This is a genomic window from Gracilibacillus timonensis, from assembly GCF_900086715.1.
Taxonomy (GTDB): Bacteria; Bacillota; Bacilli; order Bacillales; family Amphibacillaceae; genus Gracilibacillus; species Gracilibacillus timonensis.
This window is the reverse complement of record NZ_FLKH01000012.1, coordinates 833,115-853,694: the sequence shown is the minus strand read 5'-3', so window position 1 is coordinate 853,694 and position 20,580 is coordinate 833,115. Positions and strand designations below refer to the sequence as shown.

Below are 20,580 nucleotides of genomic sequence, written 5' to 3'. Positions count from 1 at the left end.
GATAAGCTAGGGTAGATAGAAACGTATGATGATCCCTAACCATCAACACAGCCTGAGGTGACGTTTATATTTTTCGTATCGCCTCTTATTTCCAAATCAAAGCCGCTTCAACAAAGATTGTAGTCAAAGTAATAGGCTTGCTTCCTGCTTAACATAAAAAAACTACCAAGTATATCATCATACTTGGTAGTTGCTATTTAAAAGATTATGCACGAGAAACATATTTTCCGTCTGCGGTGGAGATAACCAGTACGTCTCCTTCGTTGATAAAGAATGGCACTTGAACTGTCAATCCTGTCTCAAGAGTTGCTGGCTTGGTTCCTCCGCTTGCTGTGTCCCCTTTTATTCCCGGCTCTGTCTCGGTGACGGTTAATTCCACGTTATTAGGTAGAGACACTCCAATCGTTTCCCCTTCATACTGCAAAATGTTTACTTCCATATTTTCTTTGATAAATTGTAATTCTGTCTCGATTTGGCTAGTAGGAAGTTCCGTCTGTTCATAAGTGTGGGTATCCATAAAAGTGTGCATATCTCCTGAGCCATATAAGTATTGCATTTTACTATTTTCAATATGCGCTCGGTTTACTTTTTCACCACCACGGAAGGTTTTTTCTTGAATATTGCCATTACGAAGGTTACGCAATTTGGAACGAACAAACGCCGCTCCTTTTCCTGGTTTCACATGCTGAAAATCCAACACCTGCCAAATGTCACCATCCACTTCGATGGTTAATCCCGTTTTAAAATCATTTACTGATATCATTGCTATTTCCTCCTCTAAAATACTCATGTCGATTAGTGCTATGGTTGATCATTTCCATGGTTAATCATTTGGGACATAAATTAATTCTTTTGGTGCGTGAGATAAACGCTGATTGCCTTCTGCGGTAAGAACAATATCATCTTCAATTCGACAGCCGCCTACCTGAGGTACATAAATTCCTGGTTCCACCGTTACGACCATCCCTTCGGCTAACACGGCATCTGAACGAAAAGACAAGGCTGGTGCTTCATGGACGTCCATTCCCAAACCGTGACCAGTAGAATGACCAAAATAATCGCCATAACCTTTTTCCTTAATATGATCCCTAGTTAGAGCGTCCGCCTCAGCAGCAGTGATGCCAGGCTTAATACCTGCCACACCCTTCATTTGCGCATCTAAAACAATGTGATAAATAGCAGTCAATTCTTCCGAAATTTCTCCTACCGCAACGGTTCTCGTCATGTCAGAGCTGTATCCGTGATACCAACCGCCAAAATCAAGTGTTACTAGTTCACCTGATTGAATTTGCTTATCTGACGCGACACCGTGAGGCAAAGCAGATCGATAGCCAGAAGCAACAATTGTATCAAAGCTTGAAGAAGTCATTCCTTGTCTTCTCATAAAAAACTCTAATTCATTGGCGATGTCAATCTCTTTCACTCCTGGTTTAATGTACGACAAGATGTGCTCAAAAGCTTTATCTCCAATTTTACAGGCTTCTTTTAATATATCAAGCTCAGCCGGATCCTTTATCAGACGTATTTTTTCAATGAGTCCGTCAGAAGGAACAAGCTGTACTGACAAGGCTTGTTTATACAGTTCATACTGTCCATAGGTTAAGTCATTTTTTTCAAACCCAATGGAACTAATAGCCTGTGCTTTCACCCATTCGTCTACCGTTTTTTGTATCGGACCTTGGTGCTCGATAATCTCAAAATCCGTCACTTGTTGATGGGCTTGTTCCATATAGCGAAAATCTGTTATAAACACTGCCTTATTTTGCGTCACGACGACCACACCAGCAGTTCCGGTGAATCCAGTCATATATCTTTGATTAATCGAGCTCGTAATCAATAATCCCTCTAGCTCTTCTTGCTTCATTTGCTGTCTCAATTTCTCTAGTCGTTTCATGTGATAACTCCTCTCTTTCTAAAATGATAAACAAAATACCACTTCGGTTGCTGTATCAACAACCAGTTTATGAGATAAAATAACTTGCTGCCAGTTCATAACCTTTCACCCCAAGCCCCACTATCTGTCCTGCACATACGGGAGCCAGCATTGACACATGCCGGAAGCTTTCTCGTTGATGAACATTTGAAATATGTACTTCAATGACAGGGACGGTAACAGAACTGATGGCATCACGGATGGCAATACTTGTATGCGTATAAGCACCCGGATTAAAGATAATCCCATCATAGCTATCTTCTGCTTGATGAATCCAATCAATCAAGTCCCCTTCATGGTTGGACTGTTTTGAATCCATTCCCCATGAGCTGGCGGCTAGCTGTTGCCTAACTCGCTGCTCTATATCTTCTAAGGTAGTATCCCCATAGATATCTGGTTCTCTTTTGCCTAAACGGTTTAAATTAGGACCATTTAATAATAACACATTCCCCATCTTTCTCACCCCGTCCATAAAGTTTTCCTATTCCATAGTAACATAAAGTGCTTAACTTTGTTCATTCTTATGCTGATGGTAAGCAAAAGAAATCGAATAACCAATAAAGACACTGTAGAGTACAAACAAACACATCGTTGTTAAAATGGTATTACTATCTAACTGATAAAAAGGTTTTATGTTCGAAAATAATGGATTCATTAACCAAAATACGAGAAACCAAAGCACAAAACCCATGATAAATCCTGGAAGCATTCCATTATATTTCTTTAACAAAGCATAATAAACAAATGCAACGAGAATAGATGGTACGCTAAGCAGTAATACCGATACAATATCCCCCAGCCAGCGATCAGCCCAAGCCTGTTGCAGCCAGGATCGCAACATCAAGCTTTTAGGGGAAATCGCAGTAAAATTAAAAAAGCCAGCCAGCGAGGCAAGCGTTCCCCAAATAATCGCACCAAAGAAACCAGCACTAATGGTTTTCGTGATCATATTGGTCTTTTGATTCTGTTGTTCCTTATGTTGAATCCTTCTCATAGATTATCACCTCTAAGAGATAGGCTGTCCAATTCTCCATCATTCATGCTATCTGATTCCTGCTTATTATGTGTTGAATTTTCTGTTAACATTGTATATATTATAGTAATTATTGGGTATAATGATAATAAGGAGGAATTGCTATGAGACGAAATATCATGTCTACCATTATCTATATTCTAATCGGTTTAGCTGGAATTGGGTTGATCAATATGTTGCTATCTGACGCGTTAGGTTTCTTCATAAGCCTATTTATCTCTCTAGCAATAGGGGCTGCTATATTTGGTTTACTCTATGTGTTTGTCATCAAAAGACGTACTGCTGCTACAGATGACCTGAAAAAATATCGCAAAGCCGTCAAACAATCAAAAAAAAGATATAAAACAGTACCACCAAGTAAAGGTGCTCCTGTGACATCATCGTTCAACAAAAAGAAACCTCAACCAACCAAGAAGGTAACGAAAAAACGCGCTACACATCTCACGGTGATTGAGGGGAATAAAGACAAAAAGAAGAATCGTGCCTCGTTATAAAACGAAGGTCACATTCTATGGCCATTTCATTAAGAATGCTTGAGTACGTCGATAACCAAAGTCAATCAACTCTAATTTCTGTTTGTCTGTAAGATGAAAATCCGTTGCTTTTATGTCCTTTACAGGAAAGAACAAAATATCCTTGGCAATATTTTCGGATATATACCTCGTATCAAAGGCTTTGCGCATAGTATCAATGGTCGCCTTTAATAAGTCAATCGCATTCTCAATCGACCGCTTTTGGTCGTGTTGATTGGGATCCGTTAATTGCATGCCTAATATCGGTCTTGTCCGCTGTTTATCGTGCTGATCATAAATCCACAGTGGAAAATTGCTTAGAATCATTCCATCAATGAGATAACTTCGCTGTCTTGTTAATGGATTAATCATTTTCGCCGGCCGAAAGAAATAAGGTATGGAAATGCTACTGCGCACAGCCTTTGCAATTGGAAAATAGTCTGCTTCAATATGATAGTGGTCTTTCAAGTCATCTGGAAATACAGCGATCTGGTTGAAGGTTAAATCGGCAGCAACAATCTTTAATTTATCGGCAGGTATGTCTGCGAAGGTAAGAATTCCTTTATCACTTAACTTTTTTCGTAACCATTCTTCAAAATAATTCCCTCTATATAATCCCATGGTTTGGTATAACGTTATCCATTTGAGAAAAGGAAATAATTTGGCTATATAAGACTGATCGAGAAATTGATCGAGCGAGATCTCCATAAATATTTTTTTTAATTCTTTCGAGGTGTAGCCAGCAGCGAGTAATGTGGCGAATAATGCGCCTGCTGATGTGCCAGCCACCCGCTCAAATTGAATGTTTTTTTCTTCGAGCGCTTGTAATGCCCCAATAAACACAAAGGCCTTCACACCTCCACCTGAAAACACACCGTCAATTTTCATCTTATCCTCCTATCAGCTTGGCATCTGTATTATTTATACACAGCAGCCACTGCTGATAGAACTACCTATTTTTATCTTTCATTTTTATCTTTAAATGCCTGAAAGGTTTTCCATTGTTCAGGATCTTCCAAAAACGCAACTAACTCACCTATACGATCAATCGAATCCCAGCTTAAATGGTGTTCAATTCCTTCTACTTCCTTATAAATTTCTGCCTCGTCGACATCAATAATCTGTAGAAATTTCTCTAATAACTCATGACGATAGACTAATCGCTCACCAATTTGCTTGCCTTTTTCCGTTAACACAAGTCCTTGATATTTTTCATAATTCAAATAATCATCACGATCCAGCTTCTGCACCATTTTTGTAACGGAAGATGGTTGTACTTCTAAGGCTTCTGCAATAGCAGACACCCTAGCATACCCTTTTGTATGTATTAATATATATATTTGTTCGATATAGTCTTCCATTGTCGGTGTACGCATAATGAACCTCCAAAAATAATAGTATTAACCTTAACTGCCGTTCTACTTTGACGTGTCCCGCAAACAATCCAAAAAATCGCCACTCAAACCGGCTACATTTATTTAACGTATCAATAAAATCATACAATATAATCCATAGTGAGACAAGCGTTTCCCTTCATTTATGATCAATGATTTTTTTCTCTGTATTTATGTCGGATAAATGGTATAATCCTTCTTAGAGGATTTAATAGAAAACATTGGGGGATTTTAGTATGACAGAACTATACATTTTAATTGGTATATTAGTTGCCTTTATTTTGTTTGCTGTATATCGCTACTTTAAACAAAGAAGAGTTCTTACTACCTTATCACAAGCCGATTTCCGTGAAGGGTATCGTAAAGCGCAACTGATTGATGTAAGAGAGCCTAAGGAGTTTGATGGCGGACATATCTTGGGTGCTCGTAACATTCCATTAACCCAATTAAAACAACGATTAACCGAGTTAAGAAAGGATCAGCCCATTTATTTGTATTGTCAAAATGGTTCGCGTTCGATACGAGCGGCCCTTTTATTGAATAAACAAGGGTATAAACAATTGTATCAATTAGATGGCGGCTACAAAAAATGGACAGGTAAAATCAAAAAAACAAAAAAACTACAATAACAAAGACAGTCGAGGGTATGAGTCAATTCTGCCCTCGATTTTTTTACATCGCTAACTCGTCCTTGTTACCAGCCAATCCTTTACCAACACCTTATTGTCGCCCTCATAACGGACATATTATTTTTCCAATGACTCTGCATACAGCATAATTCCTTACTTTTTAACACAAAATACGTATAAGTACTAACTTTTCGCCAAGAATAAATACTAACTAGACGGAAGGTTAGGATGGACATAATGAATAATTATATTAAAAAAGATCAAACATTTATTACTAACTTTGAAGAATCATTACAAAATCCCTCGCAATTAGTCGGTTGGGAATTATTTCAGCAATCCTATCAAATTGCAGAAACGATGAAAGTAGCCAGTTTCAACGAATTAAGAGCCCCTGCCTTTCTTCCCCATATGACCTTTCTTCCTCATCAGCTCCAGTGCGCAGAAACCGTCATTCAACACATGAATGGCAGGGCATTATTAGCAGATGAAGTGGGACTGGGGAAAACTATTGAAGCAGGATTAATATTAAAAGAGTATATGATTAGAGGACTTGCTCAGAAAATCTTGCTTTTGGTCCCTGCCTCACTTGTTAATCAATGGGCGCTGGAATTGAATCAGAAATTCTTAATACCGGCACTCACTTCTAGTAAGCGGGTAGACTGGTCATATGGGAATGTGATGATTACCACATTAGATACCGCTAAATCAGCTAGACATCAACAGGCCATCTTGGAACAGAACTATGACCTAGTAATCGTAGATGAAGCTCATAAATTAAAAAACCATAAAACGAAGAACTTTCAATTTGTTCAAAAGCTTTCTAAAAAGTATTGTCTTTTGCTGACGGCAACCCCAGTTCAAAATAAGCTAAGTGATATCTTTAATCTTGTCAGCTTGCTTAAACCAGGTTACTTAGGCACCTTTGAAGATTTCAGTAAACAATATCAGCATGAGACCATTAATAATGACCCTTATTTGAAACAATTAATTAGCAAGGTCATGGTAAGGAATAAGCGAACCGAAACGGGGATTGACTGGACCAAACGACAAGTCGAAACCGTCTGGGTTACTTTTAAAGAAGAAGAGCAGCAGCTATATCAGGCTTTAGAAGCTTTTTTTAAGGGTTATACTTCCGTATCAGCAATGACCTATATCCGGGAGTTTTGTAGTTCACGGGAAGCCTGTTATCTCTCCTTAAAAAAATGGTTGGCGGAGAAAGAAGAATTGCATGAAGCTCAAATGCTACTATCTGCCATCGAGCAACTGCCGCATCATGCCAAGGCTTTGCGGTTGATAGAATTGATTAAACAAATCGACTCCAAGGTTATTGTTTTTACTGAATATCGTGCTACACAAATATATTTACAATGGCTATTACATCAAGAAAAAATACCCACCGTTATCTATCGAGGTGGTTTTAAAAAAGGGAAAAAAGATTGGATGAGACAGCTTTTCCAACAGCATGCCCAAGTAATGATCGCAACGGAAGCAGCTGGAGAAGGTATCAACCTGCAGTTCTGTCATCATTTAATCAATTATGACCTGCCATGGAATCCGATGCGGCTCGAACAGCGTATTGGTCGAATCCATCGATTTGGCCAGGCAAATGACGTACACATTTATAATTTTGCCATCAAAGAAACCATCGAAGAACATATTATGAATCTACTGTATACAAAAATTGAATTATTCGAACATGTTATTGGTGATTTGGAGAAAATCCTCAGTGATTTGCAAGTGGGAGAAATGGATAAGGAAATTGAACAAATTTTTGCAGAATCACAATCGATTGGAGAATCCAAGATTAAATTAGATAACTTAACAGCCGTCATTCAGTCATATAGCGAGGAGCAGTCGATATGATAACCAATTTACACGGATTTCTTGACCAGTTTTTTACTCAGCAGCACTGTCACGTCACAAAAGAGCAGGAGACGGGATTAACGGTAAGATTGACACGAGAATTAGATCAAGCGTTAATGAATCGTCCCTTCTACTGGCATTACATGGATAAAATGGGACGACAAGGCGAACCGATGTCTTTAAGCTTAGACACAGGATGGCAAAGTGAAGATCGAAAAAAGGAATGGATTCATTTTGGCAGTCCCAGATTACAGCAAATTTTCCGCTATATCACACAATCAGCGCAGTATACCTTGCTGTATGAACAAACAGATAACCAGGATCGATCGGCTCTCTTACCTTGGTTAGTCGTAAATGTAAAGGTACAATATAATGGAAAACAGACAAAAGAAGCCATACACTCCATTGGCTTACAGCTAATCAACGGGACGTTATCGATCCAGATGATGGATAAATTAAAGACCATCGCATGGGGACAAAGAATGCAGGATTATTGTTATACCATTTCTCCACTAATCACACCAAGAAGTGGATTCCAACGAACTTTTCACTTTATAGAACAACATTTGCTGGATCAAGATACGACATGGATCAAAGAATCGATTGCTTGCTTAGAAGAGGAATTGCAGCTGCTGCACTATTTTTTTTCGGAGGATGAGCAGCTGCTTGCTACAGAGGAAGAGCAATTACGACAACGTTTGCAGCCAGACATCCATCTAATCGTACACAATGCCGGATTATTTTACGTAACCGAAAAAACCAATCAGACATTTTTACAGCCAAACTAACCATACAAAAGACAAACGTCCAACTCATCATCTGCGTTTGAGTGGACGTTTGTCTTTTCGTTCTTTCATAAATAGTTTGATGGCAAAAGGAAGAACCCCAAACCATTTGTTCGTATAGGCAATTTCTGATTGTTTCCTTTCTTGTTTCCGTTGTTTCCTCTCTTCTTTCGGTGTATCCATATACTTGACGACCCTTTGCGTCATATACTTGATATATTCGTTATTCGCCATGGTCTCACTTCCTATCTTTTTTAACCATAGCCTTCCCCATCAGCTAAATACTTATACAAACAAGCGATTCATAATCTCTTCTGCTATCTCATGCTCCGTCTTGCCGTCTGTTTCCACTACAATATCTGCTATTTCTCTGTATAGAGGTAAACGATCAGCTAACAGCTTTTTTTTATCACGATCTTGATTATTCCAAATCGGCCGGTTTTGATCATGGATTAACCTTTGATTAATTTCTTCCCATGAAGCGGACAAAAACACAACGTTGCCTTGTTCTTTCAGCCATTCACGGTTCGACTCTTTTTCAATAATCCCTCCACCCGTAGAAATAATCGTATTTTTCCGAGTTGTTTTCAGTAAGACGGTTGTTTCATATTGACGAAAAACCAACTCCCCCTTCTCTTTAAAAATAGTTGGGATCGTCGTTTGATACCATTCCTCAATCAATTGATCCGTGTCCTCTACTTCCCAACCTAACTTCTGATGCAATCGTTCCGCAATACTGGTTTTCCCGCTACCCATAAACCCGATTAAATAAAGACTTTTCATCATTAACTCCCCTTACATACAACTTCTTTAAAAAATTTTAATTCTTTGCAGGAATGTAGCTCCCTTTGTCGAATATATGTATTGTACCACGAATAGACAGGAGGTGAAATATGCATTGACGAAAGCTGCCACGTTGTCTAAACGCTTGATCAAGACAGCCATCCAATCAAGCGCTTCTGACATTCACTTTATCCCTCAACAGGAACAAGTTTTCATTTTCCTCCGTTGTCATGGAGAGCGACAATACCAAAGTACTCTGTCTCATCAACAGTACTTGATGATGCTTTCCTATTACAAGTATATAGGTAAAATGGATATTGGCGAAAGCCGAAAACCACAGCAAGGTGCGATTTACTATGAGCACAACGCAGATACCTATTCCTTACGGTTATCTTTATTGCCAACAACTCCGGTAGAAAGTCTGGCGATCCGTCTTCTCCCCCAAAAGCAAATGCAGACCCTTCCACATTTATTCTTGTTTCCATTCCAACTGCAGCAAATCCAACAATGGCTTCAATACCGTTCCGGTTTACTATTATTAACTGGGGCAACTGGTACTGGCAAATCAACGCTGCTCTATGCCTTACTCAAGACTTTTATGGAACAGAATAAATTTCAGACTATTACCTTAGAAGATCCTGTAGAAAAGCAGTTAGATCAGATTATTCAAATCCAAATCAACGAGCGAGCCGGCGTAACTTATGATGCAGGACTCAAGGCTGCTCTACGCCATGACCCGGACATTATTATGGTTGGAGAAATCAGGGATGCAAAAACGGCGCAATTTGCTTTTCGGGCCGCGAGTACAGGTCATTTAGTTTTATCCACTTTACATGCCAACGATGGAAAGGGAACCATCAACAGACTCGTAAATATGGGAATTACGCCCCTGGAAATCGACCATCACTTGCTTGCTGTTGCTTCCATGAAATTACTATCACTTAATGATACTGGATTTGGCCAAAGACGAGCCGCCATCATGGAATTGCTAGAACGCGAACAGATTCATCAGGTTATAGCAGACGAACCCTCCTGCGTTACCCCATCTTTTCAACAATTAAAAAGAAAGGCCTTTGCTTATGGATTTACGAACTATATTTAGACGACACCATGACTTATCTTTACACGACCAACATTATATCCTCCATCGGTTTCAACAGCTATTTACAACAGGTTACAGCTTAAATGACGCTTTAGATGTACTGATGTGGGATAAACGTTATACAGCGATTGCCAGTTCCATGCAAGCCTCCTTACAGAAAGGTCACACATTCATTGAAAGCTTGCAAGCTGTTCATTTTAATAAGGATGTGATCCATTTCTTAACGATCGCCATCCAGCATGACCATCTGGCTAGAGGTTTAGCACAATGCTGTAAGTTACTGCAACAGCGCAAGGATTTTTTATTAAAACTTAAAAAATTATCTCGATACCCCTTATTTTTATTCAGCTTCTTTATCCTTATCCTGTATGTCATGAAAACATCGATTTTCCCTGCCTTTTCTCAATTAATGGGAACCAGTTCAGATATCCAATTTGTTTTTACAACGGCAAAAGTAGTGATTAATTTTTTATTTTATGGGGTGATCATTATGGTTTTAACCATTAGTATATTACTACTTTCTGGTTATTCACTGCGACGAGTCATTAGTGTGGAACAAAAGCTGGTTTTATTTGATAAGATCCCCATCTATAAGCCATATAAACAAATGAATATCACATACCTGTTTGTCTCCCATTTATCTAGTTTATTAACAAGTGGTCTAATGATTAATGAGTGCCTCCAAATCATGAAGGCAGAAGAGAATGGTGATATTATTCATTATTATGCCGCGATGATTAGTGATCACCTGGCACAAGGGTATAGTTATACCTCTATTCTTCCCCAATGTCGTTTGTTAACCACACAACTAGGAGAGATTATGTCCAAAGATCGTAATCAGCAACAGCTCGAAAAAGATTTGAGTTTCTATGCCGATCATTTGATCACCTCATTAGAAGACTATTTAAAAAAATGGATGAGTTTTTTACAACCTTTTCTGTTAAGTATCCTCGCCCTATTTATTGTATTTGTTTATCTAGCCTTAATGCTGCCTATGTTTGACTATATGAATACTTTATAATCAAAGGAGGAAATACCATGCGTAACTCAAAGGCTTTTACCTTAATTGAGATGCTGATCGTTTTAGCCGTTATCAGTATCCTGCTTATTTTATTTATTCCCAATCTGGCTAATAAGAGTGAGAATATTAATTCAAAAGGGTGCGATGCGCTATTACAGATGACAGAAAACCAAATGCTTGCTTACGAAATTGATCATGGGGAACAACCTACTGATTTGAACGTACTGGTGGAGGAAGATTACTTAGAAACACTGGAGTGCAGTAATGGTAATAAACAAATTGGCTTAGAAAACAACGAGCTTCGCGTTATCGATAAATGAGAGCACCACAAGCTGCCTTTACACTTGTTGAATTACTATTGGTCCTTACTATGACCATTTTTATATTAATGATTGGTAGCAATATTACCTATAAATGGTATGATACTTGGCAAGAACAGGGGTTTCTACAACAATTCCATCAAGATGTTTTCTATTTGCAGCAATTGGCCTTAACGGAGAAAGAGGAGCACCATTTAATGTTCTATACCGATCAGAATAAATACATGATTCAGAATCAAATGTCCGGGGAAATCATCCTTGAACGTGAAATCCCTCGTACTTGGGTGATTCGGACGCTAACACTGGGGCGTACGATCACCTTCTCCTACCGAGGAAATCTCAAAAAACCTGGTACAATGAGCATTACTACGACAAATAACCGAATATTGATTACTTGTCCCTTCGGCAAAGGTAGGTGCTATCATGAGAAAAAATAAGCAACAGGGTTTCTATTTATTAGAAGCCCTGCTCTCTGTTACTATCTTTTTTAACGGTTGTCTCACATTACTTCCCATTCAGTACCATATTTTGCTCGAAAAGCAAATAATACAAGAAGAAAATGCAGCCCTTTATTTTCTATCCAATCAAATACAGGAAGCACTACTAAACAAACAATATGATCAAACAGCGGTATATGAAGATGTGCTTGATCGACCACTAACATTGCAGATATCCCATTCCGCTAATTTACTAAAAGGATGTGTGACATGGACCAATGAAAAGGAAACAGAATCGTCCAAGTGTTTATATACCCTTTATCAAGAATAGTAAAGGCTATATGCTGTTAGAAGCTCTCCTTTCCATGCTGCTGATGATCATTTTGTTAACATGGTTCACACAGCTTATTTTACAATGGCAACAAATAGAGAATTCCTCTCACACAGAGATTTATCACTTTCATCACATGATAGAACTAGAAGCGCAATCTTCCATTTTCATTACAACAGACAAAAATCTGCTGCAATTTCACCATCATACAGGTGAAGTAGTTACCATTTCATTCTTTAATCATAAAATCCGCCGACAGGTCAACAGATCTGGTCATGAAGAATTATTGCGGGACGTTGCTTCTTTTAACATAACAGAACAAGACCAAGGGTTCTATCTGCGAATAAAAACGAATCGTGGTGAACAGTTTGAAAAAATACTGCTCAAAAAACAAACAGAATGACCAAGGCTTTATTTTCCCTGTAACGAGCCTACTCATGTTCTTACTGCTCTTTATTATTCTTCATCAGATCAATCAGTATCAACATCAACAACAACTGCAACAAATCAATGAAGAACAATATAAATTGGAAATGCTTTATCAGAAAGCCTATCACTTGATACAGACGGAAGAGCCAAGCTCCTTGCTCCCATTGTATTCTTTCCCTGATGGCACTATTACCATATCTCCTATCCCTGATACTATGGCCGGACAAGCGTACCAGTTGGAGCTTACCAGCGACACTGGCGGTTTTCGTCAAATGAACTTCTATCTACAGGAATAATCTTGGTAGATCTGGTAATCCTAAATAAAAACGATGGGTAGAAAGATGCCATAAAAAATATTTTTTGTTTCCATAGATATTTTACATTTGCATCAGACTCGTATATAATATAAACAGACTTCCATCTAATCAATCGTTATCTGATGATTAGCGGATTTAAGTAAAGATGGAGATGGATACATAGTGATTTGAAAAGGAGGGGGAACAATGGATCGAATCTTCCGTATGCTTTCCTTTTGGACAGGGATTTTTACCGTTATGTTCTATGTTGGAGATATGGAAACAATGGCCTACCTGTTCCTAGCCCAAACAATTTTCTTTTTGGGTGTTGGATATCTAAAATTATCTGAAAGAATGTATATGTACTTATTTGCCGCTTATTGCACTATTTTCTTTGTTGGCTTTACATTCTATACCAACTTTATTCTTGTTCCTGGATTTGGACATTAATAATCCAAAAACCCCTGATCTTTACTTCTTTAGATCAGGGGTTTTTATCTGCTCGCCTTACACAGAAAAGACAGTTATACTCACTACATAAAAAAAGTATTACTTTACGTCATCGATCTTATCGGCAGTCCAATCTTTGGTCCTGTTTAACGGCAAAGGAATGAGTCGGGTTATATACGAGTCCCTTCCCTTAGCCTTTTACGAATGGGTTGCTTGCCTGTTCGTTTTGAATCGTCGTTTTGGGACCATGTCCGGGATAGACCGTATAATGACTTGGTAGTGAATACAGCTCCTCTTTAATGCTCTTCTCTAATTGTTCATAATCCCCGCCAAATAAATCGGTTCGTCCAATACCGCTATTAAACAGGCTGTCACCGTCAATCACACTTTCTGCTTCTGTAAAGATAAATGAAACACTTCCAGGAGAATGTCCTGGCGTTTTACGCAAAGACAGTGTTATACTTCCAAAACTAAGCTCTGTATCTGTAAAAAAGAAGTCTGCCTCTTTAGCTGTTTTATCTCCTAAACCAAAGAGTAAAGCACCATTTCTTTCTGGATCAGACAACCAGCCTTGCTCCTGTTTACTTAGGTATACCGGTATATTGTATTGCTCTCTAATCTCATCTAATGCACCGATATGATCAAAATGTGCATGTGTTAATAAAATAGCTAATGGCTGCACCCGTAGCTCTGTTAATTTTTCTGCAATCTTATTAGCTTCTCCTGAAGGATCAACAATGATCGCCTCTACTCCCTTAGCGATAATATAGCAGTTTGTTCCCATTGGTCCTAAAGATAGTGGTGTTATCATCATTTCTTAACACTTCCTTTCCTAATGTTTTAATGGACAAATTAGACATTTTCATTTAAAATAATGATGAATTCGTTATATTTACATATTATAATGGTAAAAGTCTGAATTGAAAAATATTCAACTTATGAAGTGAAGGAGGTCGTAACATGGTATTAGGATTTATCGTGCTTGTTATAGCTATTTTGTGTGTTGCTGGCTTAGTACGTGAGTTTAAAGCCCAGAATATACTTGGCATATTATTTGCTGGTTTATCTTCTCTTGTGTTTGGTTTCTTTTCCATTGCAACACTGTATTGGGAATTAATTCATCCCTATGTTTCCAATTAAAAAAGCGCCGTCCTAGGCGTTTTTTTAATTGGAAAGTATAAGATCCTAGATAAACTTTGAAAGAATCAGTTGATGATATAAGTGGAATGAAATCATGTCTCATGGATCGGATAGGTGCTCTTGATCCATTCACACGAATAGACCAAACGAAGTAATCATGCGAGCAAAGATTTGCTTGTCATACGTTTTTTGTTACATTTATACGTTCAATTTATATCGTAATAAAGGAACGGGCGAAGTTTTCCTGGTTTTTCTTAAATTGAGAAAAACAAAGGTTCTCATTACTCTTACCTTGCGATTGCCAACTTGCATAAACAGCACGTCTTCCTACTATTTCCTAGCCATAGCAAAAGGGATGAACCCGAAAGTTCATCCCTTTTTTATTGCTATTCTTCGTCTTTAAAATCATAGAATCTGAATAAATCACCAAAGATGATCTCATCAGAATACCCTAATTCTTCCTCAACTTTTTCTACCATTGGACCACAGGCCTCTTGTTCTTCGTTATTCGCTGAATCTTCATTCTCCTCATCGATTAACTCACCTGTTTCACGGTCATAGCAATGTGATTTGGCGTAAACATAGTCATCGGTAATGAAACTACCGTCACGGAAAGCAAGGAAATCTTTTCTATCTTCACTAAATAAATCTGTACCAAAGGATAAGTCTTCATCTGCATCGACACCAATAAGGTTAAGAATAGTTGGTTTTACGTCGATTTGTCCAGAAACTTCTGACATCACTTTACCTTCTTGTCCAGGTATATGAACAAAGAAAGGTACTCGTTGCAACTGAGCATGAAGATAATCTGTATAATCTTCATCCAGATATTGACTCATTGCTTTTTGGTGAAAGTCACTAATACCATAGTGGTCACCCATTAGAATGATAATGGAATCCTCATATAAACCTGATTCTTTTAAATAGGTAAAGAATTCTTCGATCGATTCATCCATATACCGGACGGTCTGGAAGTACTTATTAAGTGTGTTCGAATTGGAATCATATTGATCAATTGTCGCATCCTCTTCCGCTAAATCAAATGGATAATGGTTTGTTAACGTAATAAACTTCGAATAGAAAGGTTGATCCATTTGTTCTAAATATTTCATTGACTGCTTGAAGAAAGGTTTATCTTTGAGTCCCCAGCCAACAGAGTTTTCGTCCGTTACTTCAAAGGCGTTTTCATCATAGAAATGATCGTAGCCAATATTATCATACATTACATCCCGATTCCAAAAACTACTATTATTGGAATGGAACACAGAGGTATAGTAACCTTGTTGATTCAAAATCTCTGGTAATGAATGGTAATCATTCTGACCATGAGTGAAATATACGGCTCCTCTAGGGGACGGATACAGTGAATTCTCAATGATAAACTCTGAGTCAGATGTTTTACCTTGCTCCGTTTGGTGATAGAAGTTCTCAAAGTAGTAGCTATCATCCACCAAATCATTTAAGAATGGTGTTACTTCTTCACCGTTCACGGTATTGTTAATAACAAAGCTCTGCAAAGATTCCAGGGAGACAAATATAACATTCTTATCTTTGGCAATCCCGTGCATGTCTTCATTACCTTTTCTTGTTGTCTCTTCTTTCATATAATCAGCAATATCATTTAACTCATTACCATCAGCGAACACACGCTGAGCCTTGGATTTAGAATGTAATATCGCATCATAAATATGGTAGTTAAACACACCGATGTTCTTCACCAAATACTCACGGTCAAAGGTTCTTTGCAATAACTGCGGACGTTCAATTTCCGCTAATACATAGTTACCAACTAAACATGCAATAGAAGTAGCGATGACTAGTGATCGGTAGCGTTTAGAGAATGTAACAGCTAATTTTTCACCATACTTCCTAGCAAGTAGCCAAACGATAACAACATCGACAAATAAGGCAATGTCTCCAAACTTCACTAAGTCAAGCACACTGCTTCCTAAATCCGCTGCGTTACTTCCTTGGAATAACACCGGGATCGTAATAAAATCTGAAAAGTTACGATAAAACACAATGTTAAAATACAGAATTAAACTTCCTAATATCATCCCGTATTTAATAAACTTGATCTGCCTTCTCTTGTTAAAAAATAAACTTAACGCAAAGAAGAAAAAGGCGGTGGCGAATGGATTAATCAAGAGTATCAACTCTTGCATAGCATTCTCCAAGGAAATATTAAATATAAAACGGTAGATAATATACGTTTTGGCTCCAAATAACAATGCTGCGATTAAAAACAAAGGCATGTGCAGCTTTTTCTTAAACATACTTCTCCTCCTCAAAACAATTCGTCCCACTTTGACTGGCATGATCATCTTGTATTTATTTCATTTTTATGATCACAGGCCAGTGTCTATTACTCTGTCTATCTCTCTCTATTATAGACGAACAATATCACAAATAAGTTTCATAAATCTTAAAAAAAATTTACATTTCATTTATGCCATGAGATATATAGTAACATATTTTAACTATTTTGCAAGACCAAATATGCGCCGCCATACACACCGGCATCATTTCCTAATTGCGCAATTTCAAATTCACAAGCTTCATTCGTGCGAGGAAGGGTGTGTTTTTCAAAGGCCACTTTTAGAGGTTCCAATAACTGAGCTCCCGCCTTAGAAACACCACCACCAATCACAATCTTCGCTGGATTCGTTATAATCGCAAGCATCGCCAGACTGGATCCAAGCACTTCACTTACATGATCTATTAAAGATTGACAATCTGTATCTCCTTCTGCTGCCACCTCAAATACATCCTTTGTCGTGATAGCTCCATTTTTCTCTTTGCGTTGCAACAATGGATCTGCCTTTCCTTCCGCAATCAATTCTTCGGCTTGTCGCACGATGCCAGTTGCCGATGTAACAGTTTCTAAACAGCCATATCTGCCACAATTACAGTATGCACCGTCCTCTTCTACCGTGATATGACCAATTTCAGCACCAGTACCATTAGCACCACTGATTATTTGACCATTTGCGATTATGCCACCTCCAACTCCTGTGCCTAAGGTTACGGCAATCATGTTTTTTACTTGATTCCCTGATCCTTTCCAGTTCTCGCCTAACGCGGCAATATTCGCATCATTTTCCACATACACATGTAAACCAGAAATTTCTTCAAAAATAGATTTTAACGCAAAATTTTTCCAGCCAATATTTACTGCTATAGCTACTTTACCCGTTTCTGGCTCAATGAAACCTGGAGCACCGACTCCCATCCCCAAACAGCGGTCTTTACTGATGTCCAGTTCTGCCAATTTATTTTCAATAGAGGCCCAAGTATCAGCTGGGACGCTTGCACCTTGATTCGTTAAATCCGTTGGAATCTCCCATTTCGCCACTATCTCTCCAGCTTTTGTGAAAATTGCATTTTTTACTGTTGTTCCCCCAATATCAATTCCAATTAACAAATCCTTTTCCACCTGGCTCACCCTTTATCTGTTTTTTCTTTTTCTTTCATTATAATCCTTTTTGCTTGCAACCATTCATCTTTTGTGATCATATTCACTTGATATAATTCAATAAATTCATCTTCCATTAGTTCCAAATCTGCTAAACGGTCCCCACTATAAATAATGGTGCCGAACCGTAATAACAGCTTGCGCACCTCATACATATCCTTCATTAATTATCACCTAAGATATTATACCAAAGACACTTATAAAAAGAAATAAAAATACTTTATCTCCTATCCGGATCTTGTGGATTTAGAAAGACAGGGCGTTGGAAATCTCTTGTAACTGGCTGTCTAATGAAAACTTGCAAAAATGATTTTGCATCAAAGGGAATAAATGGCCATAGGTAACCAATATAAAAGGTTTTTAAATGGACCAAATATAACAAATAGCAAGTACTTCCTAAGACAAACCCCTTCGTCCCAAATAACGCAGTGATCAGCAGTAACATAAGCCTTGTTACACGATTAGCCAGACTTAATTCATAGCTGGGCGTGGCATAGGTCCCCATCACAACTACAGCCAAATAAAGCATGACTTCATTGGAAAATAACCCTACTTCCACCGCAATTTGACCAATGATAATCGCAGATACTAATCCTAAGGCAGTTGCTAAAGCGGAAGGCGTGTGGATTGCCGCCATACGCAAGACGTCAATGCCAACCTCGGCAATAAGAAACTGGACAATTAAAGGAATCAGACCAATTTCTCTCGGACCAACAAACGCTAGAGACTCTGGCACAAGACCTGTCTCTGTCGATAATAAATAATAAAAAGGTAACAAAAAAATCGAAGCAAATACCGCAAAAAATCGAACCATTCGCAAATAAACACCAATAAATGGCTTTTGTCGGTATTCTTCAGCATGCTGTAAATGATGCCAAAAGGTTGCGGGTGTGATCATGACGCTTGGAGAACCATCGATCATCAATAAAATGTGGCCTTCATATAAATGTTCTGCTGCCGTATCAGGTCGTTCTGTATAACGTATAGTTGGATATGGATTCCATGTTTTCTCACTTAGGTATTCTTCAATCGTTTTCTCTGCCATGGGCAGTCCATCTGTATCAATCCGATTCAAATGTTCTTGGAGGAATTTTACTTTCTTAGGATCAGCGATATCCTCCAAATAACAAATGCATACATCTGTCTTTGACCTTCTGCCAATCGACATATATTCCATTCGTAATGAACGATCCCGCACTTTTCTTCTGGTTAAGGCCGTATTAAAAATAATGGTTTCCACAAATCCATCTCTCGATCCGCGTACTACTCTTTCTAAATCGGGTTCTTCCGGTCCCCTTACAGGATAAGTTCTGGCATCAATCATAATGATCTCAGGAATTCCTTCTACAACTAAAGCAGTAGGTCCAGCCAACACCAAATCAGCTGCCTTTTGTATATCTTGTTCTACATCCAGCTCCACATAAGGAATATCTCTTTTAATTAATTTTTCTAAAGGGGCTTCTGCCAAGGCGTCCTTATCTAATTCTGCCAAAAAACGCATCAAATAATGCAGCATTTCATCTTTGACTAAACCATCCACTAGGAATAAACTCATTCTTCTGTCGGCATAGTGCAGATCCATTTGAATCAAGTCAAAGCTTTTTTCAATCGCTAAATACTCATGCATATATTTTACGGTTGTCTCATAATCATGATACAAGGAATTCATACTTTATTCTCTCGCTTTCCCATAGGTTTCTTATAGCTTTCACTAACATGGGCTATTTCATGCACATATACATAAGACAAGCTTTATATTGCATCTAAACAAGGTGGTGGAAGTAATCAGACAACAAATACGTTTTTTAACCCGTAGATGGCATACCATTTTTTGTACATTATTAATGATTCTTCTCTTGTTATTATTAATTCAACATGACAAATCGCAAGAAACATTGCAATATTTTCCGCCTGATCCAACCGTGCAGTTTACCGAGGCTGTCACGATGCTTGATTTATTATCACCTGCCCCTAATAAAGGTTACCAAATACAATGGGCAGCAACCAGTTCGACAAATCAATCGGTATACCTTAGGCAGGATATCAGTCTGCTTTTTCAGGACGGTCTGCTTAAAGGGGTGAAGAGTCTTTGGAAGGAATCAGTAGCTGATCTGGCTTTAGAAAAGACATTTCAAGGGAGTGGCAACCATTTATTTCAGGCGGTTTCCTATCATCATGGTGAGGTGCATTATCCTGAGGATCAAATAAGGAGCATACAGCAAATGTCGAAAGATAACCTGTATATCTTTACCGATTCTGAGGCATGGGAAGAAACAGGTAAAGAAGAGCAAACTAAATGGAATCAGGCTATTTATCAACAATTGGACCATACCTGGCAGCAATGGATGTCGGATCATCAATTGGATAGCAATCGGTATGAGCAAATTCCATTAAGCGATATCCTTCAATTCCAGCAACACCCTATATCAGGCTTTACACAGGCAGAGACCGATCAAATAATTGGACAGCTTTGGGAAGGGTTGTACCGGAATTATCTGATACCGCTTATCGATAAAAAAGAATTTTCTGAGGTAACCATGCCGTTATTATTAATAAGCAAAGCAGGGGATCATTTACTTGTTTTATATAATATCGATGATCAGCAAGGAGACATATTATATCAGCAAATAAATAAGAGCCACTGAGA

The 20,580-nt window shown here is 38.2% G+C and carries 27 protein-coding genes; 14 read left to right on the top strand and 13 right to left on the bottom strand.

What is annotated here, in order from left to right; genetic code table 11:
- Positions 1-205: 205 nt before the first annotated feature.
- From efp to BN6556_RS15210, 4 genes are all read right to left on the bottom strand, one after another.
- A complete protein-coding gene (efp, locus tag BN6556_RS15225) occupies positions 206-763 on the bottom strand; it encodes an elongation factor P (RefSeq protein WP_066193020.1) in 558 nt (185 codons plus the stop codon).
- 60 nt (positions 764-823) lie between these two features.
- Positions 824-1,894, bottom strand: coding sequence for a M24 family metallopeptidase (locus BN6556_RS15220; RefSeq protein WP_066193018.1), 1,071 nt, complete (start codon positions 1,892-1,894; stop codon positions 824-826).
- 67 nt (positions 1,895-1,961) lie between these two features.
- A complete protein-coding gene (aroQ, locus tag BN6556_RS15215; RefSeq protein ID WP_066196442.1) occupies positions 1,962-2,387 on the bottom strand; it encodes a type II 3-dehydroquinate dehydratase in 426 nt (141 codons plus the stop codon).
- A gap of 51 nt (positions 2,388-2,438) precedes the next feature.
- Positions 2,439-2,927: a YqhR family membrane protein gene (locus BN6556_RS15210; protein ID WP_066193016.1), complete on the bottom strand. Its 489-nt coding sequence runs from the start codon at positions 2,925-2,927 to the stop codon at positions 2,439-2,441.
- A gap of 143 nt (positions 2,928-3,070) precedes the next feature.
- Between BN6556_RS15210 and BN6556_RS15205 the strand changes: the two genes are divergently transcribed.
- Positions 3,071-3,460, top strand: coding sequence for an SA1362 family protein (locus BN6556_RS15205; RefSeq protein WP_066193015.1), 390 nt, complete (start codon positions 3,071-3,073; stop codon positions 3,458-3,460).
- A 15-nt stretch (positions 3,461-3,475) separates the two neighbouring features.
- Here BN6556_RS15205 and BN6556_RS15200 read toward each other — a convergent pair whose 3' ends face one another.
- On the bottom strand, positions 3,476-4,366 hold the full coding sequence (locus BN6556_RS15200) for a patatin-like phospholipase family protein (protein ID WP_066193012.1): 891 nt from the start codon (positions 4,364-4,366) through the stop codon (positions 3,476-3,478).
- Positions 4,367-4,437: 71 nt separating this feature from the next.
- Entirely contained in the window at positions 4,438-4,854 is a 417-nt protein-coding gene (gene mntR / locus BN6556_RS15195; RefSeq protein ID WP_066193010.1) for a transcriptional regulator MntR, read from the bottom strand.
- Between the two features lie 254 nt (positions 4,855-5,108).
- Here mntR and BN6556_RS15190 point away from each other — a divergent pair, with 254 nt between their 5' ends.
- From BN6556_RS15190 to BN6556_RS15180, 3 genes are all read left to right on the top strand, one after another.
- Positions 5,109-5,501, top strand: coding sequence for a rhodanese-like domain-containing protein (locus BN6556_RS15190; protein ID WP_066193008.1), 393 nt, complete (start codon positions 5,109-5,111; stop codon positions 5,499-5,501).
- A 237-nt stretch (positions 5,502-5,738) separates the two neighbouring features.
- Complete coding sequence (locus BN6556_RS15185) at positions 5,739-7,364, top strand: DEAD/DEAH box helicase (RefSeq protein ID WP_066193006.1); 1,626 nt, start codon at positions 5,739-5,741, stop codon at positions 7,362-7,364.
- A complete protein-coding gene (locus BN6556_RS15180; protein WP_066193004.1) occupies positions 7,361-8,152 on the top strand; it encodes a YqhG family protein in 792 nt (263 codons plus the stop codon). Before BN6556_RS15185 ends, BN6556_RS15180 begins: the two co-directional genes overlap by 4 nt.
- A gap of 27 nt (positions 8,153-8,179) precedes the next feature.
- On the opposite strand, the gene BN6556_RS15175 is transcribed toward BN6556_RS15180, so the two are convergent.
- Positions 8,180-8,383, bottom strand: coding sequence for a YqzE family protein (locus tag BN6556_RS15175; RefSeq protein ID WP_066193002.1), 204 nt, complete (start codon positions 8,381-8,383; stop codon positions 8,180-8,182).
- Between the two features lie 51 nt (positions 8,384-8,434).
- A complete protein-coding gene (locus BN6556_RS15170; RefSeq protein WP_078060114.1) occupies positions 8,435-8,935 on the bottom strand; it encodes a shikimate kinase in 501 nt (166 codons plus the stop codon).
- A gap of 112 nt (positions 8,936-9,047) precedes the next feature.
- Here BN6556_RS15170 and comGA point away from each other — a divergent pair, with 112 nt between their 5' ends.
- From comGA to BN6556_RS15130, 8 genes are all read left to right on the top strand, one after another.
- Positions 9,048-10,034 (top strand): competence type IV pilus ATPase ComGA, encoded by a 987-nt coding sequence (comGA, locus tag BN6556_RS15165; protein ID WP_148436795.1) that lies wholly within the window; start codon positions 9,048-9,050, stop codon positions 10,032-10,034.
- Positions 10,012-11,055: a type II secretion system F family protein gene (locus tag BN6556_RS15160; RefSeq protein WP_066192998.1), complete on the top strand. Its 1,044-nt coding sequence runs from the start codon at positions 10,012-10,014 to the stop codon at positions 11,053-11,055. Before comGA ends, BN6556_RS15160 begins: the two co-directional genes overlap by 23 nt.
- A gap of 17 nt (positions 11,056-11,072) precedes the next feature.
- Positions 11,073-11,375, top strand: a complete 303-nt coding sequence (gene comGC, locus BN6556_RS15155) for a competence type IV pilus major pilin ComGC (RefSeq protein WP_066192996.1) — start codon at positions 11,073-11,075, stop codon at positions 11,373-11,375.
- Positions 11,372-11,812, top strand: coding sequence for a competence type IV pilus minor pilin ComGD (gene comGD, locus BN6556_RS15150; protein WP_066192994.1), 441 nt, complete (start codon positions 11,372-11,374; stop codon positions 11,810-11,812). The genes comGC and comGD overlap by 4 nt, the downstream gene beginning before the upstream one ends.
- Positions 11,799-12,143 (top strand): type II secretion system protein, encoded by a 345-nt coding sequence (locus tag BN6556_RS15145; RefSeq protein WP_066192993.1) that lies wholly within the window; start codon positions 11,799-11,801, stop codon positions 12,141-12,143. Before comGD ends, BN6556_RS15145 begins: the two co-directional genes overlap by 14 nt.
- Entirely contained in the window at positions 12,091-12,546 is a 456-nt protein-coding gene (locus BN6556_RS15140) for a competence type IV pilus minor pilin ComGF (protein WP_078060113.1), read from the top strand. Before BN6556_RS15145 ends, BN6556_RS15140 begins: the two co-directional genes overlap by 53 nt.
- Positions 12,547-12,580: 34 nt before the next feature.
- The gene (locus BN6556_RS15135) at positions 12,581-12,868 is read left to right on the top strand and encodes a hypothetical protein (protein ID WP_066192990.1); all 288 of its coding nucleotides are present in this window, start codon (positions 12,581-12,583) and stop codon (positions 12,866-12,868) included.
- A gap of 207 nt (positions 12,869-13,075) precedes the next feature.
- On the top strand, positions 13,076-13,318 hold the full coding sequence (locus BN6556_RS15130; RefSeq protein ID WP_066192988.1) for a DUF2626 domain-containing protein: 243 nt from the start codon (positions 13,076-13,078) through the stop codon (positions 13,316-13,318).
- Between the two features lie 190 nt (positions 13,319-13,508).
- Here BN6556_RS15130 and BN6556_RS15125 read toward each other — a convergent pair whose 3' ends face one another.
- Entirely contained in the window at positions 13,509-14,132 is a 624-nt protein-coding gene (locus BN6556_RS15125) for an MBL fold metallo-hydrolase (RefSeq protein WP_066192986.1), read from the bottom strand.
- Positions 14,133-14,278: 146 nt separating this feature from the next.
- Between BN6556_RS15125 and BN6556_RS15120 the strand changes: the two genes are divergently transcribed.
- Positions 14,279-14,458 carry a DUF2759 family protein gene (locus BN6556_RS15120; RefSeq protein ID WP_066192984.1) on the top strand — a complete coding sequence of 60 codons (180 nt, stop codon included), beginning with the start codon at positions 14,279-14,281 and terminating at the stop codon, positions 14,456-14,458.
- A gap of 386 nt (positions 14,459-14,844) precedes the next feature.
- Here BN6556_RS15120 and BN6556_RS15115 read toward each other — a convergent pair whose 3' ends face one another.
- The 4 genes from BN6556_RS15115 to BN6556_RS15100 form a co-directional block, all read right to left on the bottom strand.
- Complete coding sequence (locus BN6556_RS15115; RefSeq protein WP_066192982.1) at positions 14,845-16,734, bottom strand: LTA synthase family protein; 1,890 nt, start codon at positions 16,732-16,734, stop codon at positions 14,845-14,847.
- 200 nt (positions 16,735-16,934) lie between these two features.
- Positions 16,935-17,894, bottom strand: a complete 960-nt coding sequence (locus BN6556_RS15110) for an ROK family glucokinase (RefSeq protein ID WP_066192980.1) — start codon at positions 17,892-17,894, stop codon at positions 16,935-16,937.
- Positions 17,895-17,899: 5 nt separating this feature from the next.
- Positions 17,900-18,097, bottom strand: a complete 198-nt coding sequence (locus BN6556_RS15105) for a YqgQ family protein (RefSeq protein WP_066192978.1) — start codon at positions 18,095-18,097, stop codon at positions 17,900-17,902.
- A gap of 56 nt (positions 18,098-18,153) precedes the next feature.
- Positions 18,154-19,602: a spore germination protein gene (locus tag BN6556_RS15100; RefSeq protein WP_066192976.1), complete on the bottom strand. Its 1,449-nt coding sequence runs from the start codon at positions 19,600-19,602 to the stop codon at positions 18,154-18,156.
- A gap of 88 nt (positions 19,603-19,690) precedes the next feature.
- Between BN6556_RS15100 and BN6556_RS15095 the strand changes: the two genes are divergently transcribed.
- Complete coding sequence (locus tag BN6556_RS15095) at positions 19,691-20,578, top strand: hypothetical protein (RefSeq protein ID WP_148436793.1); 888 nt, start codon at positions 19,691-19,693, stop codon at positions 20,576-20,578.
- Positions 20,579-20,580: the final 2 nt, after the last annotated feature.

Coding starts and splice junctions, on each gene's coding strand:
- efp (WP_066193020.1), bottom strand. CDS start 763: ATGATATCAGTAAATGATTTTAAAACGGGATTAACCATCGAAGTGGAT.
- BN6556_RS15220 (WP_066193018.1), bottom strand. CDS start 1,894: ATGAAACGACTAGAGAAATTGAGACAGCAAATGAAGCAAGAAGAGCTA.
- aroQ (WP_066196442.1), bottom strand. CDS start 2,387: ATGGGGAATGTGTTATTATTAAATGGTCCTAATTTAAACCGTTTAGGC.
- BN6556_RS15210 (WP_066193016.1), bottom strand. CDS start 2,927: ATGAGAAGGATTCAACATAAGGAACAACAGAATCAAAAGACCAATATG.
- BN6556_RS15205 (WP_066193015.1), top strand. CDS start 3,071: ATGAGACGAAATATCATGTCTACCATTATCTATATTCTAATCGGTTTA.
- BN6556_RS15200 (WP_066193012.1), bottom strand. CDS start 4,366: ATGAAAATTGACGGTGTGTTTTCAGGTGGAGGTGTGAAGGCCTTTGTG.
- mntR (WP_066193010.1), bottom strand. CDS start 4,854: ATGCGTACACCGACAATGGAAGACTATATCGAACAAATATATATATTA.
- BN6556_RS15190 (WP_066193008.1), top strand. CDS start 5,109: ATGACAGAACTATACATTTTAATTGGTATATTAGTTGCCTTTATTTTG.
- BN6556_RS15185 (WP_066193006.1), top strand. CDS start 5,739: ATGAATAATTATATTAAAAAAGATCAAACATTTATTACTAACTTTGAA.
- BN6556_RS15180 (WP_066193004.1), top strand. CDS start 7,361: ATGATAACCAATTTACACGGATTTCTTGACCAGTTTTTTACTCAGCAG.
- BN6556_RS15175 (WP_066193002.1), bottom strand. CDS start 8,383: ATGGCGAATAACGAATATATCAAGTATATGACGCAAAGGGTCGTCAAG.
- BN6556_RS15170 (WP_078060114.1), bottom strand. CDS start 8,935: ATGATGAAAAGTCTTTATTTAATCGGGTTTATGGGTAGCGGGAAAACC.
- BN6556_RS15160 (WP_066192998.1), top strand. CDS start 10,012: ATGGATTTACGAACTATATTTAGACGACACCATGACTTATCTTTACAC.
- comGC (WP_066192996.1), top strand. CDS start 11,073: ATGCGTAACTCAAAGGCTTTTACCTTAATTGAGATGCTGATCGTTTTA.
- comGD (WP_066192994.1), top strand. CDS start 11,372: ATGAGAGCACCACAAGCTGCCTTTACACTTGTTGAATTACTATTGGTC.
- BN6556_RS15145 (WP_066192993.1), top strand. CDS start 11,799: ATGAGAAAAAATAAGCAACAGGGTTTCTATTTATTAGAAGCCCTGCTC.
- BN6556_RS15140 (WP_078060113.1), top strand. CDS start 12,091: ATGAAAAGGAAACAGAATCGTCCAAGTGTTTATATACCCTTTATCAAG.
- BN6556_RS15135 (WP_066192990.1), top strand. CDS start 12,581: ATGTTCTTACTGCTCTTTATTATTCTTCATCAGATCAATCAGTATCAA.
- BN6556_RS15130 (WP_066192988.1), top strand. CDS start 13,076: ATGGATCGAATCTTCCGTATGCTTTCCTTTTGGACAGGGATTTTTACC.
- BN6556_RS15125 (WP_066192986.1), bottom strand. CDS start 14,132: ATGATGATAACACCACTATCTTTAGGACCAATGGGAACAAACTGCTAT.
- BN6556_RS15120 (WP_066192984.1), top strand. CDS start 14,279: ATGGTATTAGGATTTATCGTGCTTGTTATAGCTATTTTGTGTGTTGCT.
- BN6556_RS15115 (WP_066192982.1), bottom strand. CDS start 16,734: ATGTTTAAGAAAAAGCTGCACATGCCTTTGTTTTTAATCGCAGCATTG.
- BN6556_RS15105 (WP_066192978.1), bottom strand. CDS start 18,097: ATGAAGGATATGTATGAGGTGCGCAAGCTGTTATTACGGTTCGGCACC.
- BN6556_RS15100 (WP_066192976.1), bottom strand. CDS start 19,602: ATGAATTCCTTGTATCATGATTATGAGACAACCGTAAAATATATGCAT.